General features: G+C 38.1%; 15 protein-coding genes, 17 tRNA genes and 1 rRNA gene. 2 read left to right on the top strand and 31 right to left on the bottom strand.

The annotated features are described in order from the left end of the window. Positions 1-408 precede the first annotated feature (408 nt). Entirely contained in the window at positions 409-1,494 is a 1,086-nt protein-coding gene (locus tag AZF04_RS17385; protein WP_061949864.1) for a pectate lyase family protein, read from the bottom strand. A 292-nt stretch (positions 1,495-1,786) separates the two neighbouring features. Here AZF04_RS17385 and AZF04_RS17390 point away from each other — a divergent pair, with 292 nt between their 5' ends. Continuing rightward, on the top strand, positions 1,787-2,701 hold the full coding sequence (locus AZF04_RS17390) for a tetratricopeptide repeat protein (RefSeq protein WP_061949865.1): 915 nt from the start codon (positions 1,787-1,789) through the stop codon (positions 2,699-2,701). Positions 2,702-3,105: 404 nt separating this feature from the next. Here the strand turns inward: AZF04_RS17390 and AZF04_RS17395 are convergent, their stop codons facing one another. The 4 genes from AZF04_RS17395 to AZF04_RS17410 all read right to left on the bottom strand — a co-directional run bounded on the left by AZF04_RS17395 (position 3,106) and on the right by AZF04_RS17410 (position 8,020). Beyond that, positions 3,106-4,080, bottom strand: coding sequence for an aldo/keto reductase family protein (locus tag AZF04_RS17395; protein ID WP_061949866.1), 975 nt, complete (start codon positions 4,078-4,080; stop codon positions 3,106-3,108). Positions 4,081-4,324: 244 nt separating this feature from the next. Then, complete coding sequence (locus tag AZF04_RS17400) at positions 4,325-5,476, bottom strand: glycerate kinase (protein ID WP_061949867.1); 1,152 nt, start codon at positions 5,474-5,476, stop codon at positions 4,325-4,327. A gap of 18 nt (positions 5,477-5,494) precedes the next feature. Next, the gene (locus tag AZF04_RS17405) at positions 5,495-6,760 is read right to left on the bottom strand and encodes a GntP family permease (RefSeq protein ID WP_061949868.1); all 1,266 of its coding nucleotides are present in this window, start codon (positions 6,758-6,760) and stop codon (positions 5,495-5,497) included. A gap of 129 nt (positions 6,761-6,889) precedes the next feature. Next, positions 6,890-8,020, bottom strand: a complete 1,131-nt coding sequence (locus tag AZF04_RS17410) for a CdaR family transcriptional regulator (protein WP_061949869.1) — start codon at positions 8,018-8,020, stop codon at positions 6,890-6,892. 284 nt (positions 8,021-8,304) lie between these two features. Between AZF04_RS17410 and AZF04_RS17415 the strand changes: the two genes are divergently transcribed. Next, entirely contained in the window at positions 8,305-8,670 is a 366-nt protein-coding gene (locus AZF04_RS17415; protein ID WP_061949870.1) for a hypothetical protein, read from the top strand. Positions 8,671-9,133: 463 nt separating this feature from the next. On the opposite strand, the gene AZF04_RS17420 is transcribed toward AZF04_RS17415, so the two are convergent. From AZF04_RS17420 to AZF04_RS17545, 26 genes are all read right to left on the bottom strand, one after another. Further along, positions 9,134-9,427 (bottom strand): hypothetical protein, encoded by a 294-nt coding sequence (locus tag AZF04_RS17420; protein WP_061949871.1) that lies wholly within the window; start codon positions 9,425-9,427, stop codon positions 9,134-9,136. Between the two features lie 2 nt (positions 9,428-9,429). Further along, entirely contained in the window at positions 9,430-9,633 is a 204-nt protein-coding gene (locus AZF04_RS17425) for a helix-turn-helix transcriptional regulator (RefSeq protein WP_061949872.1), read from the bottom strand. Between the two features lie 191 nt (positions 9,634-9,824). Beyond that, on the bottom strand, positions 9,825-10,886 hold the full coding sequence (locus AZF04_RS17430; protein WP_061949873.1) for a leucine-rich repeat domain-containing protein: 1,062 nt from the start codon (positions 10,884-10,886) through the stop codon (positions 9,825-9,827). 233 nt (positions 10,887-11,119) lie between these two features. Then, positions 11,120-11,201 (bottom strand) — tRNA-Leu (locus AZF04_RS17435). A gap of 108 nt (positions 11,202-11,309) precedes the next feature. Then, on the bottom strand, positions 11,310-12,074 hold the full coding sequence (locus AZF04_RS17440) for an STAS domain-containing protein (RefSeq protein WP_061949874.1): 765 nt from the start codon (positions 12,072-12,074) through the stop codon (positions 11,310-11,312). Continuing rightward, the gene (locus AZF04_RS17445) at positions 12,055-12,726 is read right to left on the bottom strand and encodes a cobalamin B12-binding domain-containing protein (RefSeq protein WP_064504216.1); all 672 of its coding nucleotides are present in this window, start codon (positions 12,724-12,726) and stop codon (positions 12,055-12,057) included. Before AZF04_RS17445 ends, AZF04_RS17440 begins: the two co-directional genes overlap by 20 nt. A 9-nt stretch (positions 12,727-12,735) precedes the next feature. Continuing rightward, positions 12,736-13,098 carry a hypothetical protein gene (locus tag AZF04_RS17450; RefSeq protein ID WP_061949875.1) on the bottom strand — a complete coding sequence of 121 codons (363 nt, stop codon included), beginning with the start codon at positions 13,096-13,098 and terminating at the stop codon, positions 12,736-12,738. Beyond that, positions 13,095-13,400 (bottom strand): antibiotic biosynthesis monooxygenase family protein, encoded by a 306-nt coding sequence (locus AZF04_RS17455; protein ID WP_061949876.1) that lies wholly within the window; start codon positions 13,398-13,400, stop codon positions 13,095-13,097. Before AZF04_RS17455 ends, AZF04_RS17450 begins: the two co-directional genes overlap by 4 nt. A gap of 193 nt (positions 13,401-13,593) precedes the next feature. Continuing rightward, positions 13,594-13,670 (bottom strand) — tRNA-Arg (locus tag AZF04_RS17460). Positions 13,671-13,676: 6 nt separating this feature from the next. Beyond that, a tRNA-Leu gene (locus AZF04_RS17465) sits at positions 13,677-13,765 on the bottom strand. A gap of 34 nt (positions 13,766-13,799) precedes the next feature. Beyond that, positions 13,800-13,873, bottom strand: a tRNA-Cys gene (locus tag AZF04_RS17470). Between the two features lie 4 nt (positions 13,874-13,877). Beyond that, positions 13,878-13,952, bottom strand: a tRNA-Gly gene (locus AZF04_RS17475). 4 nt (positions 13,953-13,956) lie between these two features. Beyond that, positions 13,957-14,031 (bottom strand) — tRNA-Gln (locus AZF04_RS17480). Positions 14,032-14,046: 15 nt separating this feature from the next. Then, positions 14,047-14,123, bottom strand: a tRNA-His gene (locus AZF04_RS17485). Positions 14,124-14,148: 25 nt separating this feature from the next. Further along, positions 14,149-14,222: transfer RNA gene (locus AZF04_RS17490), tRNA-Trp, on the bottom strand. Between the two features lie 7 nt (positions 14,223-14,229). Next, positions 14,230-14,314: transfer RNA gene (locus AZF04_RS17495), tRNA-Tyr, on the bottom strand. Positions 14,315-14,372: 58 nt separating this feature from the next. Then, a tRNA-Thr gene (locus AZF04_RS17500) sits at positions 14,373-14,445 on the bottom strand. A 7-nt stretch (positions 14,446-14,452) separates the two neighbouring features. Then, positions 14,453-14,528 (bottom strand) — tRNA-Phe (locus AZF04_RS17505). A 9-nt stretch (positions 14,529-14,537) separates the two neighbouring features. Beyond that, positions 14,538-14,614: transfer RNA gene (locus tag AZF04_RS17510), tRNA-Asp, on the bottom strand. Between the two features lie 3 nt (positions 14,615-14,617). Further along, a tRNA-Met gene (locus tag AZF04_RS17515) sits at positions 14,618-14,691 on the bottom strand. Positions 14,692-14,865: 174 nt separating this feature from the next. Beyond that, positions 14,866-14,941, bottom strand: a tRNA-Val gene (locus AZF04_RS17520). 288 nt (positions 14,942-15,229) lie between these two features. Then, a tRNA-Glu gene (locus AZF04_RS17525) sits at positions 15,230-15,304 on the bottom strand. A gap of 33 nt (positions 15,305-15,337) precedes the next feature. Continuing rightward, positions 15,338-15,431, bottom strand: a tRNA-Ser gene (locus AZF04_RS17530). A gap of 6 nt (positions 15,432-15,437) precedes the next feature. Beyond that, positions 15,438-15,512 (bottom strand) — tRNA-Asn (locus AZF04_RS17535). A gap of 11 nt (positions 15,513-15,523) precedes the next feature. Then, positions 15,524-15,639 (bottom strand): 5S ribosomal RNA (gene rrf / locus AZF04_RS17540). Further along, complete coding sequence (locus tag AZF04_RS17545; protein WP_061949877.1) at positions 15,640-15,861, bottom strand: hypothetical protein; 222 nt, start codon at positions 15,859-15,861, stop codon at positions 15,640-15,642. It abuts the rRNA gene before it with no gap. Positions 15,862-15,974 lie beyond the last annotated feature (113 nt).

Genomic DNA, 15,974 nt, shown 5'->3' on the forward strand with positions numbered 1-15,974 from the left:
CCATTAATCATCATCTTCAATTCACCATCAATGAATTATAAGAATCACTTTTTCGTTCCTTTAATACTGAATAGACAAAAGAACGAACTGTTGAAACTTCTGCCTCTTCCATAAAGAGACTTATGAGTTTGTTTTTTCTCATTCTTTTTAAATTTTTTGGCAGACCTAAATAGTAACTGTAGCGGAATACTTTAGAATAAACCTTTGTTCTGGTTCACACATCATTTGAGAAATTATGTGATTATGTTTTTCATAGAATTTGGAATTTTATATTTTTTGGGAAGTTCTCGGTTCATATGCTATATTTTTTTTAATCGTTCTCCTAGGAAGGGTATGTTACAAAATTAAACACTAAAAACAACCACCCTACCTCAAACGAAGAGGCACGGTGGTCGTCGTCTTCTATTTTTAATTCACGATGCCTGTTCCTGAGTTTTGTTCGACTGCTTGTCGGGCATCATTTGCGGATTGTGCATTGAATGAATAAGGAGGTGTGAAATTCGTAGTTGAGGTTAAATGACTGTTCGGCGTGTTGATGAATTGATTTCCAGTTAGATTCCAATAGCCTGTTTGTGAGCTACCGTAATACCAGCCGACTGCTGTTTTAATATGGCCTGTTGTTGGGTCGTTTTGACCGGAGCCAACATTATCAAAATAATTGTTTTGAACAAAGACTCTTGCGCCCATTCGACTGTTAATCGCGGTGTCTTGGATGTCTTTGAAATAGTTGTTGACCATATGAACGTCAGCATATCGAATGAGTGGGACTCTTGAATTCAAGTTGTGGAAATAATTATGATGGTAAGTGATTTTGTCTGGTGCTAGAGAGGCATTATCTGTGTGACCAACGAGCATTGTTTTCCAGTGGTCCTCGAATTTATTCCAGGATACCGTTACATACTCTGAATTTCGTTTGATATCAACAAGTCCATCGTAGAGATCAGAATTGTTGTTTCCTTGAAATTGGCTGTAAAATTCGTTGTGGTCAATCCAAATGTTTTTACTTCCTTCTGTTACTTCAATCGATGTTCCTTCTCCTGAGCTTGCTAGTACATGGTGAATGGATAAATTTTGAACAATGACATTTTGTGCATTAATTAAGCGGAGACCAATTCCGTCAAATTCACCACTTGTCCCTTGTCCGATGATTGAGATATTACGTATTTCATGAGCTTGTCCACGTGGATTTTTAACTTCGATTTTGTCTGATGAGGAGTTTTGAAGAGTAATTTTACCTGTTACGTAGATGGTGAGTGGTTCATCTGGGTTATTGCTGCGGCTTCTGTCATTAATCAACTGTTGGATTTGCGCGCCTGTACTCGCATATTCAACTCGTCCACCTTGTCCTCCAGTTGTACCACCATTCATAGAGGCATAGCCGAGAGGTTGTTCACTATTCATTAGAATAGACGATGCTTCTACTTTTTCAAATCCTACTAAGAATAAAGAAACCATCAACCCAAGCACAATAAAAAAATACGTTTTTTTATTCACTTTTTCAACACCCTTTCCCCATTTAATTTTTTAATAAAAAGCCTTATTCACCTCCATTTACCAAAGTAAGAAAACGCTTACATTTTTAGCTTAACAAATTTTTACAATCTCTGATATAGCTCAATTTTCCTATTTCTATATAGTAAATTTTTAAAGAGATGATTTGAATGTAGGATTGTTCAATGCCCATAAGTACTCACTTGCTAAATAATGGTATAATTAAATACAGGCTTTTTCTAATGAAGAAGTTCGTTGAAATAGTGGTTGATTACTTTTATTAGGAGATATATACGTGAATATTAATCAAAAAGCCATTGAAATGTTTGAACAAAATGAATCCGAGAAAGCATTGGAGCTTTTTCAACAAGCAGTAAAGGAATCTAGAGACGTACAATCGCTCAATAATCTGGCTTGGTTTTACCTTTATGAGGAAGAGAAACCGGATAGAGCGCTTGAATTAATAAAGAAGGCTGTTGAGATGACTCCTTCCTCACACTTTCCTTATAACATACTTGGTGAAATTTATTTAAAGCAGAAGCATTGGAAAAAAGCTATAGTAGCATTACAAAAGTCGATTTCGATTAATTCCTCCAATGAAGCTCACCATAATATAGCGGTCGCTTATTATCATCTTGGAGAATTCGAGCAAGCCGCAGCACACTTCCTACAGGCTGCAAAGGATTCGGACATCGTTATGTTTTATCATATTAAATGTTTGATTGACCTAGGGCGAACAACAGAAGCTAAAGAGAAGCTGGATGCGTTTAACGAAAAAGCGGATGATTTTGTAGGAGAAATCGAAGTAGCAGATTTATATATTGAATTACGTTGCTTTGAAGAAGCGATTCATTGGTTCGAGAAAGGGTACAATGAATACGCGAAAACACCTAATTGGATCGGTCGCTTTGTTTATTGTCTATTTAAAACCAATCAATTCTCACGAATAGATGAAGTTATACAGAAAGCGATTGAAATAAAGGAAGAAGAAATAAAAGATGTTCAACTTGAGGAAATAGAAGAAAACTGGACTGAAGCCGATAAGAACGAGTTATTGGAAGAGTATACAGAAGAGCTATACCAATACAAAAACATGGTAGAAGTGATCAAAGCTGGCTATGTTCCTCCATTAGAATTCGAAACATATAGTACAGGGTCATGCTATCTGTTTGGCTGTAAGACACATCAGCATCATGAATACGAGGAATAGTCGTTCTTTTAGTTTAGGGGAATTATGCGGGACAATACTCATGAATGAATGATTCCACATATGTTCGGTCACCGCATGATCGCTACCACAAGTCACTTCGCGTCCGGTGGGATGGACGCCGAACTAACTTTTTTTAAAAAGTGGATTTCGGCATGGCCACTACTTCACACTGGAGTCTCCGTGTCTTGTGTCCGCTAACTTACTTCTTTCGTAGGGAATCTACCCGATCAAAAGTCCCCTCCTTTCACAGTAAGGAGGGTTCATGGTTCGTTATTTATGTTTACATCCATTACACATTATTTCAAGTTTCTCTAGTGCAATGATTTAAGAATAGATTTTGTCCCAGTCTCATTCTATGAAACATAAGTATCCATGAGGTACTTTTTCATAGGCTTGTTTTTCAATTACCTCAGGGGTGCAAAGCCTTCCACCTGCTTTAATATTGTCTCAATTTCCTCAATGACATCACTGTGTAGTTCGACTTGAACCGCCTTTACGTTTTCTTCAATCTGTTCAGGTCTGCTTGCCCCGATTAATGCAGAGCTGACTCCTGGTTGACGTAGTACCCAAGCTAATGAAAGCTGCGCTAAAGAAATACCAAGCTGTTGTGCTACACTCTCTAGATTCTGTACACAGTTCAACACATTTTCTTGAAGATAGCTATTAATGACTCCATTGACGCTATCATTGGCAGCTCGGCTATTTTTCGGGATTTGGACTCCTGGTTTATATTTACCTGTTAAAATCCCTTGTGCAAGCGGTGAAAATACAATTTGCCCAAGCCCTTCTTCACCACTAACCTTTAGTACTTCGTTTTCAATATAACGTTCAAACATATTATAAATCGGTTGATTCGAAATGATCGGGTGAAGATTCAACCTTTTACTAATACCAGCAGCCTCCGTAATTTGGGTAGCACTCCATTCACTAACACCAGCATACAGAATCTTCCCTTGTGTAACGAGATCATGAAGTGCCCTTAGTGTCTCTTCAGTCGGTGATTGATCATCATAACGATGACAAAAGTAGATGTCGATATAGTCCACACCAAGTCGTTTCAAGCTAGCCTCACATTGCTCGATTATATGTTTTCTCGATAACCCTCGGTCATTTGGACCGTCTCCCATTGGAAAGAACACTTTGGTAGAAAGAACATAACTTGACCGACTATAGGGCTTAAGAGCGGCACCGATTGCTTCTTCACCAGCCCCTCTATTGTAAGCGTTGGCTGTATCGAAAAAATTAATCCCACAGTCAAAAGCTGTTGAAATACATGCATCCGCTGCGGCTTGCTCTGATGCTGTTCCATATGTAAGCCAGCTACCAAGACCAATCTCGCTTACTTTTATTCCACTGTTTCCAACGCGTCTATACTTCACTAATGATCACCAATCCTTTTATCATGAACTAATCTAACACTTGCCGTATTTGCTAATACATCACACTAAGAAACATTCTCCAAATGATTACTAATGTCCTTCTTTTTCAGCGTTATCCACTCTTCTTTTTTTATTAAAGAAAGCCAATGCTCTTCAAAAAGATAGCATTGGCATTAACGGAATTATTTTGATAAAAGATGAGTGAAATTCGTTTTCTTTATTTTTATTTGTATAAAACTCGCTCCTATTTCTCTAGCATTTTCATCACTTGTGCAATATTTCGTGCCGTCGCTTCGACGTTCACTGGACCTTGTTGAATTGCTTCCTCTATATTACATGGACCTTGCACAATGCTAAAGGCCGCATCTATTCCATGCTCAAAAACTGATTCATGCCCGTTGCCTAGTGTTCCGCATAAGGCGATTACGGTCGCTTCGCTATGTTTTTTTGCTGCTTTTGCTACGCCAATCGGAGTTTTTCCATAGATGGTTTGATTATCGATTTTGCCTTCTCCTGTTATGACTAAATCCGCATTCGCGACACGCTCGGCGAAATTGGTTTGTTCTAAAACGATATCAATACCTGGTTTCAGAGTTGCTCCTAAACAAGCTAGCAGCCCTGCACCTATTCCACCGGCAGCACCTGAACCTGGTAGGCTTTTCACATCTTTTCCAGTTGCTTTTTCCATCACATTATGAAAATTCTCTAAAGCTTGGTCAAGTTGCTTCACCATCTTCGGGGTGGCTCCTTTTTGCGGTCCATAAATCGCACTTGCACCACTTGGTCCTAGTAATGGATTATCCACATCACAGGCAACTAGAACATTCACTTTTTTCAAACGTGAATCTAAGGCTGTTAAATCCATTTCAATCAGGTCTTGAAGCGCTGCGCCACCTTTTGTTACAAGCTGCTTATTTTTCGTATACAGTCTTCCACCGAGCGCTTCAATCATTCCAGCACCTCCATCATTCGTAGCACTTCCACCAATACCTAGAATGATATTGGATACACCATGTTCAAGAGCTGCCTTAATTAATTCTCCCGTTCCGTATGTGGTCGTTTTTAATGGATTTCGATCTTGAGGAGAAACTAATGCAAGACCTGAAGCCTCTGCCATTTCAATGATTGCTGTTGCACCATCACCCGATATCGCATACGTAGCGATTACTTTGTCTCCAAGTGGTCCTGTTACTTCTCTTTCATGAAGTGAACCTTGAAGGGAATCAGCTAATGATTGGGTTGTTCCTTCTCCCCCATCTGCCATAGGAATTAATTCATAACTTACGGATCCTTTATAAATAGATTCAAATCCTCTTTTTACTGCCTCTGCCGCCTGTTTGGCTGTCATACTTTCTTTAAAAGAATCAGGTGCAATGACAATTTTCTTAATACTCATGGTTCTCTCCTCCCTTCTTTATAAAAACCATTGAAACACTCCATAAACTAACGTCGACACAATTGCCATCGTAAGTCCTACTAATGTTTCATAAGGAATTAATTTCAAGCGCTCTTGTATTTGCATCCCAACACTACCAGCTGTTGCGTGAAAAAAGCTACCATGTGGCATGTGGTCAAGCACAGTTGCACCAGCATGAACCATTGCTGCACCTGCTAAACCAGCTACACCAGATTCAATAATCGCTCCTCCAAATACACTACTTGCTACCGCAGAACCAGCTGTAGTCGATGCCGTTGCTGCTGACATGAAAATCCCCGATACAGGAGCAAGGGCAAATGCGGGTAAACCTAAGCTTTCTAGCATTCCAATTAAAGCAACATCAAGCGTTGAATTGGTAATGATTCCAGCGACTGCCCCTGTACCAATTAATAGAACAGCAACTGGGGCCATTTTTCCTAAGCCACTTTTTATAAAATGATTTGTTTGACGCCATTTTCCCATCACAAGCGCTCCAACTAAACCACCAGCAGGTAGGGCAATCATTGGGTCAACATTAATATCAAATAAAGGACGTAAAACAAGCAAAAGTATCGCAACAATGGGAGCGAGCGCTGCCGTCCAAAAAGATGGAAGTTCACCTTCTGCTTCTTTTTCAATTTCACTTCCATCAATGACTGTACCCTTTGTTGAAATTCGCTTTGAAATAAAATAAGTAACCGTTACCCCGAAAATCGCTGGAATAATTCCTGCAGCCATTACTGATGTTAACGATACGTCAAATGCTTCTGATATGGCAATGGTGTTGGGATTCGGTGACATAATATTTCCTGCCTTCCCTCCACCAACCATCGCAATTAAAATAGCCATTCGAGATAACTTCGCTTGCTTGGCTATTACTAAAGCAATCGGTGCAACCGTTATGACGGCAACATCGACAAAAACACCAACTGAGGTAAGAAGCATCGTCGCAAGAGCTAGTGCTAGCAATGCTTTTTTTTGACCGAATATAGAAACAATCGTTTGAGCCAGCTTGGACGCTGCACCAGATTCAATTAATACTCCTGCTAAAACACCCGCTGCTAAAATTCGTAACACCGCAGGCATAATGCCTTGAGCACCACCAATCATTAAATCAACGGTTTCAACTATGTTTGCACCACCCACAAGACCACCAGTTAAAGCACCAGTAATCAAGCTATAAACAGGAGGTATCTTCTTTAATATCATTATAATGGCCACTACAAGTCCAACAATGGCACCTAAAGCGCTTACTTCTGTCATGTTCGTCCCTCCAAAGATTGACGTATCCTTCTTTTATAAGACCTATTGTAAGCGCTACCCATACGAATATCATTATTCATCCGCACAAAAAGAAAGCGATTTCTTTAGTTTATTTTAGTCACTTGCCCATTACACTGATAATTTGTACAGCATCTGACCAAGAGTTAACTCTACTAAATCCTGCAGATTCTTCGGATTTTTCCCTGTAATCAAGTGAATCTTCTCCAAACGATAAGCTAACGTATTTCGATGAATAAAAAGCCTGTCTGCCGTCTTAGCCATTTCTCCATTCTCTTTTACAAACATATCAAATGTTTCATGCAATACGTGACCGTCACTTTCTTTGAATATTCTCCGATATGGCTCACTCATCTTAAAGGACTCCTCTTTTGCTTCTTGTAAAAACTGATAGCATAGTAGCGATAATCCTAAATCTTTCTCACTCCAAACCCCACCTTGAGGATAAAGCACTTTCGCCGCTTCAACGATTTTTTGCGCATTCTTAAAAGATTTTCTCCAGCCCTCGACCCCTACTTCGTACGTCCCTAGAGCGATCGTCACATCAGTAGCTCCAACATGGTCTAGCTTTTCTTTTAAAAAGTTTTTCAGCTTTTCATCATCTATAGGAGTTGCTTTTTTTCTTTTTAAAATTATAAACTGATTCGTATATAGCTTTACTAGCTCATCTCCTTGCTTCATCCATGACTGTATCAATCGCTCCAGTTTTCTGACCGAGTAAAGCTCTCTTCGATATGGAACTGAAATCAAAATGACCGCATACGTTGCGCCGGTATCAATGTTCAAGGACTGAGCTCTTTCTTTTATATAATCTTGATCCTTATCGGTTCCTAGCAATAAATGAGAAATAACATCATCTCGCAGTCGCTCATTGCGCTCAATCTCTCTCGTTAAAAAAGCTTGCTCTAATGTTAGCTCTGCGCCCATTTGAACAAGTTGCGAATAACCTCTTATCAAATTTGGCTCACCTGTAATCCCAATTACACCAACAATTTCATCTCGAAATCGAATTGGCATATTAATCCCTGGCAAAGACCCACCCCAATGCTCAACATCCTTGCTATCGATTTCAACAGGGTCCTTTCGCTCCATAACTTCACGCGCACCATCATGTAACTGTCCAATTCTAAACACATCACCCGAAGCGAGAATCGTTCCTGTCTTATCCATTACATTCACATTTACATCTATAATTGACATGGTTCGTTGTACAATTGCCTCAGCCAGTTGTTCCGTTAACATTCATTTCCCTCCAAATACTTGCACATTTCATTCACACAACGTTTCTATTCAAACCATTTTATCATATAAAGAGAATGAGTTTTTTTAGCGGTTATGAAAAAAGAGACGGGAAATGATTGAAGTTGAAATGAAAAAAGAGAAAGAATAATATCTTTTTTACAAGTTTTCTAACTTTAATAGTAACCTCCTAGTTCGATCCTTTGTTATACTTAATATTGTAAAATTAATCCATGTAGGTCTTTCTTTATAAAAAATAGAGTTTTAATGAAAAGGTGATGTGCGTTATGGCAAAGTACACAATAATTGATTTATTTTATGGTCGCGACCATGTAGCGGAGTTTTATAAAAGCGCTCGTAACGAATGGAGTAACATATTCTCTGATCAAAGGAGCAAAACAGTCGATGGATTGGCTGAATTACTCACTGAAAAAGAAGAATCTTTTAAAGCAAATTGTGGTCATGGAAACTTGGGCGCAGAAATACTGGCTTGGTCTGGTTTCATCTATTTTTACGATGCCCAGGAAGGGTTGCGAGGGGAAAATGGATTTCAGGCACGCCAATTAGAAGAGGCCTTTCAAAAAAGCCATTGCAGCGAAGGGGTAAAAAAAGCTGTCGAACAAGCCTCTAATGTTTTCTTTAGCAAACTGTAATCTCTTAAAATCATCTAGTAGATAAAAGAGAGTCTCTTCTCATATATAACCGACATTTATGTAGTGACTCCCAAAGGATCAGCACAGCTTTGAAAGATCCACTCTGACGAAGCTCTGCGTAGTCAGAGTTAGCTAAAGACAAGCCCTTGGGAAAGCATCTACCTAAAGTGAAAATCAAAAATCAAATCGTTCAGTTTTTATTATAAAATATGAATGATGAAATCGATTCAAGTAAGAGCATATGAAAAAGCCCAATCACTCACTATAAAAAAGGAGAAATTAGACTTTAGATTTTTGTTTAATCGTATTATAAGGTTTAAAATACCTAAGTAACGCTTTAAAAGAAGGTATTCTATGTATCGTTCCTCATTAGAACCTATGAATTCTTTCACTTAAGCTCGCAAAAATAGGAATGGTTTTAACTAAAAACGAGAAAACTGAAATATTTCATATTATATGATACTTAATAATTAGGCTTGTTCTTATTGATATAGAGAAACACGCTTCCGAAAACACTCAAGAAAAGTGTAAAATATAACAATATATCAGGAAGATATTGAGTTGAAACCATTTCAAGTAAATGGAGTACAATCAATAAAATAACACCTAAATATAAGAAATTAAATAGCATATTGTTGGTTTTATACTTTATTTCTTTCCCTCTTTCATCTTTTGCCTCATCACTAGAATGAAATCTCAAAATATACATCTGACTAAGGAATATCACAACTATAAACAAAATTTTTAATACTATCATTACTATATCTCCTCCTCATAATCAAAAACGTCCGTTAATGGCTTCTCAAATGCATGTGCAATTTTAAAAGCTAGAATAAGTGAGGGGTTATATTTGTTTTTCTCAAGAGTTGCAATAGTTTGGCGACTAACACCGACTTTTTTTGCCAGCTGTTCTTGAGTCCATCCCTTCTCTGCTCGGAAAACGACTAATTTATTTTGTAACAATCCTACCACCTCTAAGAGAATTGTAATTTATTTCTTACAATATATAAAGTATTTATTACAAAATGTAATTCATATAAGTTGTTATAATCGGTTCACGTTTTATACTATCTTTAAACAGCTTTAAAAACAGTAAATAACGGAAAATACCACTATTCTTAATGATATAACCTTAACAAACTACAATTCTATTTTTAATTATTTGTAAGTTCATTGAAATGGTTAATATCATGCCATAAAATATCTGTAGTTTTCCCATATTCTTCTACTAAATTCTCAAACTGAAAATTCTTTTTATTACTTCCAAATCCTACCGAAACTCTATCTAATGAAGTGTTTCTTAATAGTGGAACATAATCTTCTACATTCATATTTCTTGCTGACCAATGTGTAAATTCAACTAAAGATGGAGCATAACCTAAACTCTCAATCTCTTTAAGACCCTTCATATTATTTAAAGCTACTTTCTTTAAATTATTTAAGTTATTCAAAGGTGGTAATGCTTCAATGTTTCGTAAGTTTTGAAGAGAAAGATATTGAAGTCCTAGTAAAGTTGATACAAAAGAAATGTCAGCTAATCCTCTTATTTCAGATAACTCTAAATATTTAATATTGTTCATTCCCTCAATTGCTGAAAAGTTCTTAATACCACCATAATGAATAGTCAAGTTCCACAGTTTTTTTAAAGGGAATAAAAATTCTAAATTTTTTGTTGTAACTGAAGTTAAAGTTACACATTCAAGATTTTCTAACTTTCCTAAAGCCTTAATATTCTTAGTATGTCCTACAATAACGAGTTCGCGAAGCTTTTTAAATCTTTCAAGGACGGTTAAATCAGGTTTCTTAGATTTTGTTTCATCCAATACTAACTCTTCCAATGTATCTGGAATTTTGGATAAAATATCAAAACTTTCATTACCATAAATACTAAGGCTTAATTCTTTCAATTTCTTTAAAGAAGTAATCGCCTCTAAATTTTCAACCATCTCATAACACTCTAAATAGAGTCGGGATAAGTTAGGAAGTTTTTTAAGAAAACTAACATCACATTTTGAATTAGTAAAACCAAACAAACGTAATACGATGTCATCACGTACAGAAAATAAAATATCGTTCAATTTCTGAATGGTATTATGTTCTATTTCACTTTGAAATTGTATGACTTCTAGCGCCTTATAATTTAGTAATTCATGTACCTCTTCATCTGTCAATCTAGATTTTATTTGTACCCTACCTTCTGTGACTATGCTGTACATTAATTTACCTCCTGAATAATACGATTCATTTTTACAAAGACTGTTTAGTTCATAGTGAGTCATATTTCGCTTAATGAGCGGTTAATTCCTTGTAATTTTAGCATGTTGATGAATATATGATTGTCTGTGTTTTTTTGGTTTATAATTAGGCAATTATCAACATATAAAGAAAAAACGCTCCTTACAAAGTGTAAGAAACGTTAATTTCACTGCATTGACGAGCAGTGACATAATACCGATGGTCGGGGTCGAACCGACACTCCCGAAGGAACACGATTTTGAGTCGTGCGCGTCTGCCAATTCCGCCACATCGGCATAATAAATGACTTTAAAAGCAAAGTCATAGACTGAACTGACAAGAACTAGTTTATCATTAGTAACTCATAAATGTCAATTCATTTTAAATGGTAGAATAAATATCATTTATTTCTTTAAGAGATTTTTCATTGCAGCATGAACTGAACTGATGAATTGAACATCCCATTTTTGAAAAGAAAGAGAGTGGAGCTTACGAGATATCGTTTGATTTATGCTGACAAAATAGATTTTCATCCCCATTAGAGAAATAGATTGTAATAGTACTTCTAGACTTTGTAAGCCCTCATCTTCTATATCTCCGACCGCTGTGAAATCAAATAAAACATGCTCTGGCGATTCCTCATATAAATCAAAAAGTACTTTCTGATGTAAGTGATTCATTTTAGATTCTGTCAAAATTCCGAATAGAGGAATCATCACAAATTGAGGTGTTAACCTAATTACAGGGGCCGACAGTCGGTCATTATCTTCGATTAGAGTTTCTAATTTCTCTTTTTCTTGCAGTAGCTCTATATTCGTCTCATTCAATCTTTTCCTTAATAGACTTAAAGAAGTACTGATTTCGGATATCTGCTCCTCTTGCTCTAATATAATAGCATGTACGATATTATTAGATTGCCAAGCTGCATAGAGGGTCACTAATTCCATCTTACCTTCTCTATTAATCATATTAATTTCTATCGACATTTTTTGAAAATCTGGTCGTACCCAAGCATTTAATTTGTTTATGCTTCCCTCTTCCACAATATCTATGATATTTTCAATTTGTCCAAACTTATCAATGGCTTCCTTGGAGCAATCCACAACATCATACTTGTGATTTAATGTATAACTAGGAAGAGGTAGATGACTATTTAGTTGAAATCCCATTAAACTCTTTTTCCTCCCGAGTTTCTGTATTTCTTTCTTGTATCCAATTTTCTACCATCGTTAAATTATTCATAATATGAAGATAATCAGATTGGATATGATCAATTCTTGCAATTTTCTCGGCCATTCTCCCACCAACTAATATTTGTGGAGGAGAATGCAATTCCTCTAATGACTCTACATACTTTATCAAAGTCGGCAAACGATAAGGTAAGGCAACCGACACACCAACTACATCGGGCTTCCACACGTCGATAAAATTTAACATATGGCCTAATGGTAAATTAGGGCCTAAATATTTAACATCCCAACCATGCTTTTTAAAAACGATTCCTACCATTCTAAGACCTAAATAATGTTGTTCTTCTTCTAAGCCTAAAAGCATGATTTTCTGATTAGATTCAGTTCCTTCACTTAAAATAGATAACTGTGAAATAATCATATCACACACAGCAGTCGCTAAATGTTCATCTGCCACTGATATTTTATTGTGCTCCCACAACTCTCCAATATAATACATGGCAGGTGTAATGAGATCTTCGAATATCGAAATACCAGGGTATTTACATTGATAGGTATTAATTAGCTTCATTGCTTCCTTTTCATTTCCCTTTAACAAATGATCTGCCAAGTCCTTACTGTGTTCATTCACATAAACACCTCATTTATGGTTTGACTTATTCAAAGCAATGTTAGCTTCATTTATATAGCTTAAAAACGCTTTCTTTTCTTCTGATGATGTATAACTTGGTAAATGAAAGGCAAGTCGTTCAAAATTATCTATAATAATATTTGTACTCATTCCACGAGTTGTGAGTATATTATTTAACCATAATGCGTATTCAACAAAATGGGTTTCATCTTTTAATTGAAAAGCCGTTTCTAAATACTTCAAATGATGATAATTATCCTCTTTTGTTCTTTCCCAACCGTGTTCACCATACTTTTCCCAAAGAAACGGAAACTCTTCATATATTTCTTTTACCACTAGAGAAACAACCTTTTCTTTATTGGAACTATTCATGTTGCAACCACAGAATATTGTGTAACCTTTGGAACAATATTGGCTAATTCTTGGTCCGGATAATTTTTCTCTAGCTCATGTATTTTTTTAAATTGATCACTTCTAACCCATGATAAAAAAGACTCTTTTGACTCCCATATCATATGGACGGTTAACTCGTGCTTTTTTTTATCATTTTGTAAAAGGTGAAACGATTTAAAGCCCTTTACGGTGTCTACCAACTTCGAACGATTACGATATATGCTAATAACTTCATCGGTCTTCTCTTTCGGTACTTCAACAGTTGAAGTGACGATATACATCTAAAAACCCCTTTGTTTAAGTTATTTATCGAAAATTTGGTAAATTACATCTAACTCATATCATAACACAACTATCAATCTATCAAAACCAAGCTCATTTATTTGAAGACTAAATATAATCTTATTCATATACCTCATTACTTAAATTATAAAAAACAAAAAAACGATTATCATTTGATATCGTTTTGAAAAATGGCGCGCCCTGAGAGATTCGAACTCCCGACCTTTTGATTCGTAGTCAAACACTCTATCCAGCTGAGCTAAGGGCGCATATGATGGTGCCGAGGGCCGGACTTGAACCGGCACGGTAGTCACCTACCGCAGGATTTTAAGTCCTGTGTGTCTGCCAATTCCACCACCCCGGCAAATTGTTTTTGGCAGATTTTTTATTAAACACGTTGGAGGCGGCACCCGGATTTGAACCGGGGGTAAAGGTTTTGCAGACCCGTGCCTTACCACTTGGCTATGCCGCCAACTTGGAGCGGAAGACGGGATTCGAACCCGCGACCCCCACCTTGGCAAGGTGGTGTTCTACCACTGAACTACTTCCGCATTATGGCTGGGCTAGCTGGATTCGAACCAACGCATGACGGAATCAAAATCCGTTGCCTTACCGCTTGGCCATAGCCCAACAATCATAATTTAATGGGGCGGCTGATGGGAATCGAACCCACGCAATGTCGGAATCACAATCCGATGTGTTAACCACTTCACCACAGCCGCCATATAAGTTGTATTTCAGAAAATTTGGCAGGGGCAGTAGGAATCGAACCCACACCAAAGGTTTTGGAGACCTTCGTTCTACCGTTAAACTATGCCCCTATCAGAATGGTGGAGGGGGACGGATTCGAACCGCCGAACCCTGAGGGAGCGGATTTACAGTCCGCCGCGTTTAGCCACTTCGCTACCCCTCCAAACGAACAATTTCTATAATACAATACGATTGGATAAAAATCAATATTTTTTTAAGAGTGCCGGCCAGAGGACTTGAACCCCCAACCTACTGATTACAAGTCAGTTGCTCTACCAATTGAGCTAGGCCGGCATAAAAATGGTGGCTTGGGACGGAATCGAACCGCCGACACATGGATTTTCAGTCCATTGCTCTACCGACTGAGCTACCAAGCCTTATTAAAATGGCGGTCCGGACGGGACTCGAACCCGCGACCTCCTGCGTGACAGGCAGGCATTCTAACCAACTGAACTACCGGACCAAATTGCGGGGGGCGGATTTGAACCACCGACCTTCGGGTTATGAGCCCGACGAGCTACCAGACTGCTCCACCCCGCGACGTTATATAGTAATAGATGTTGTTATTTTCTAAGAAGAGACATCTTTCTCTTCTCGTCTTACTTTGTTGCTTATGCGTCGATGTTACTTGGAGCTTATTCATGATGAATGGCTCGTTGCTCCACCCCGCGACGTTATAAAGTAATAGATGTTGTTTTATAAAAACATTATATATGGTGGAGGATGACGGGATCGAACCGCCGACCCCCTGCTTGTAAGGCAGGTGCTCTCCCAGCTGAGCTAATCCTCCATTTTTTGCTTCAGATAAGCGGGCGGCGAATCTCTTCGTCCACTTCTTTATTTTCAATCAGTCACGTACGTAGTACGCTCCCTCTTTCAAAAACTCGTGCTCTTCGACCTTCTTGCTTTTCTTCGCAAAACAGTCTTTTTCTTGTGGCGAATTTCTTCGCTCACTTCTTTATTTTCATTCAGTCACGTACGGAGTACGCTCCTTCTCTCAAAAACTCGTGTTCTTCGACCTTTTTGCTTTTCTTCGCAAAACAGTCTTTTTTTATAAAAAGAATATGTTTTAAAATTATGGTGACCCGTACGGGATTCGAACCCGTGTTACCGCCGTGAAAGGGCGGTGTCTTAACCGCTTGACCAACGGGCCATTTATATGGATTATGTACAATAAGTTGGTTTCTGGCGGAGAGCGAGGGATTCGAACCCTCGAGACGGTTCTACACCGCCTACACGATTTCCAATCGTGCTCCTTCGGCCAACTCGGACAGCTCTCCGAACAATGGCTCCACAGGTAGGACTCGAACCTACGACCGATCGGTTAACAGCCGATTGCTCTACCACTGAGCTACTGTGGAATATTTAAATCGCCTGGCAACGTCCTACTCTTGCAGGGGGAAGCCCCCAACTACCATTGGCGCTGAAGAGCTTAACGGCCGTGTTCGGCATGGGAACGGGTGTGACCTCTTCGCTATCGCCACCAGACTATTTTTTTGGCTGCAGATTAGCGGCGTCCTTCTTCGTTAACGGCTCTCCTTCAGTCATGTCACGTATATGGATACGCTCCATTCTTTCAGTTGATGGTTGCCTCGGATGACTTGCTTCTCTTTGCCAAATGTTTGAACTCAGATCAGCGGCGAATCTCTTTATTAGCTGCATTTCCTCCGTCATGTCACGTATGTGGATACGTTCCATTCTTTCGGTCATGTTGCTGCCTCGATCTTCTTGCTTCTCTTTGTCAAATAGACTTCAATTGTTGAGAGAATTCTCTCAAAACTAGATAATATGGAAAACAGAATGAATATCAAGAAATATAGGAT

Origin of the sequence: Alkalihalobacillus trypoxylicola (assembly GCF_001590785.1) — a bacterium.
Taxonomy (GTDB): domain Bacteria; phylum Bacillota; class Bacilli; order Bacillales; family Bacillaceae_D; genus Alkalihalobacillus; species Alkalihalobacillus trypoxylicola.

Excerpts from the sequence above, each read along its gene's own strand:
- AZF04_RS17400 (WP_061949867.1), bottom strand. The coding sequence starts at position 5,476 with ATGAGTATTAAGAAAATTGTCATTGCACCTGATTCTTTTAAAGAAAGT.
- AZF04_RS17405 (WP_061949868.1), bottom strand. The coding sequence starts at position 6,760 with ATGACAGAAGTAAGCGCTTTAGGTGCCATTGTTGGACTTGTAGTGGCC.
- AZF04_RS17410 (WP_061949869.1), bottom strand. The coding sequence starts at position 8,020 with ATGTTAACGGAACAACTGGCTGAGGCAATTGTACAACGAACCATGTCA.
- AZF04_RS17415 (WP_061949870.1), top strand. The coding sequence starts at position 8,305 with ATGGCAAAGTACACAATAATTGATTTATTTTATGGTCGCGACCATGTA.
- AZF04_RS17420 (WP_061949871.1), bottom strand. The coding sequence starts at position 9,427 with ATGATAGTATTAAAAATTTTGTTTATAGTTGTGATATTCCTTAGTCAG.
- AZF04_RS17430 (WP_061949873.1), bottom strand. The coding sequence starts at position 10,886 with ATGTACAGCATAGTCACAGAAGGTAGGGTACAAATAAAATCTAGATTG.
- AZF04_RS17440 (WP_061949874.1), bottom strand. The coding sequence starts at position 12,074 with ATGGGATTTCAACTAAATAGTCATCTACCTCTTCCTAGTTATACATTA.
- AZF04_RS17450 (WP_061949875.1), bottom strand. The coding sequence starts at position 13,098 with ATGAATAGTTCCAATAAAGAAAAGGTTGTTTCTCTAGTGGTAAAAGAA.
- AZF04_RS17455 (WP_061949876.1), bottom strand. The coding sequence starts at position 13,400 with ATGTATATCGTCACTTCAACTGTTGAAGTACCGAAAGAGAAGACCGAT.
- AZF04_RS17545 (WP_061949877.1), bottom strand. The coding sequence starts at position 15,861 with ATGACCGAAAGAATGGAACGTATCCACATACGTGACATGACGGAGGAA.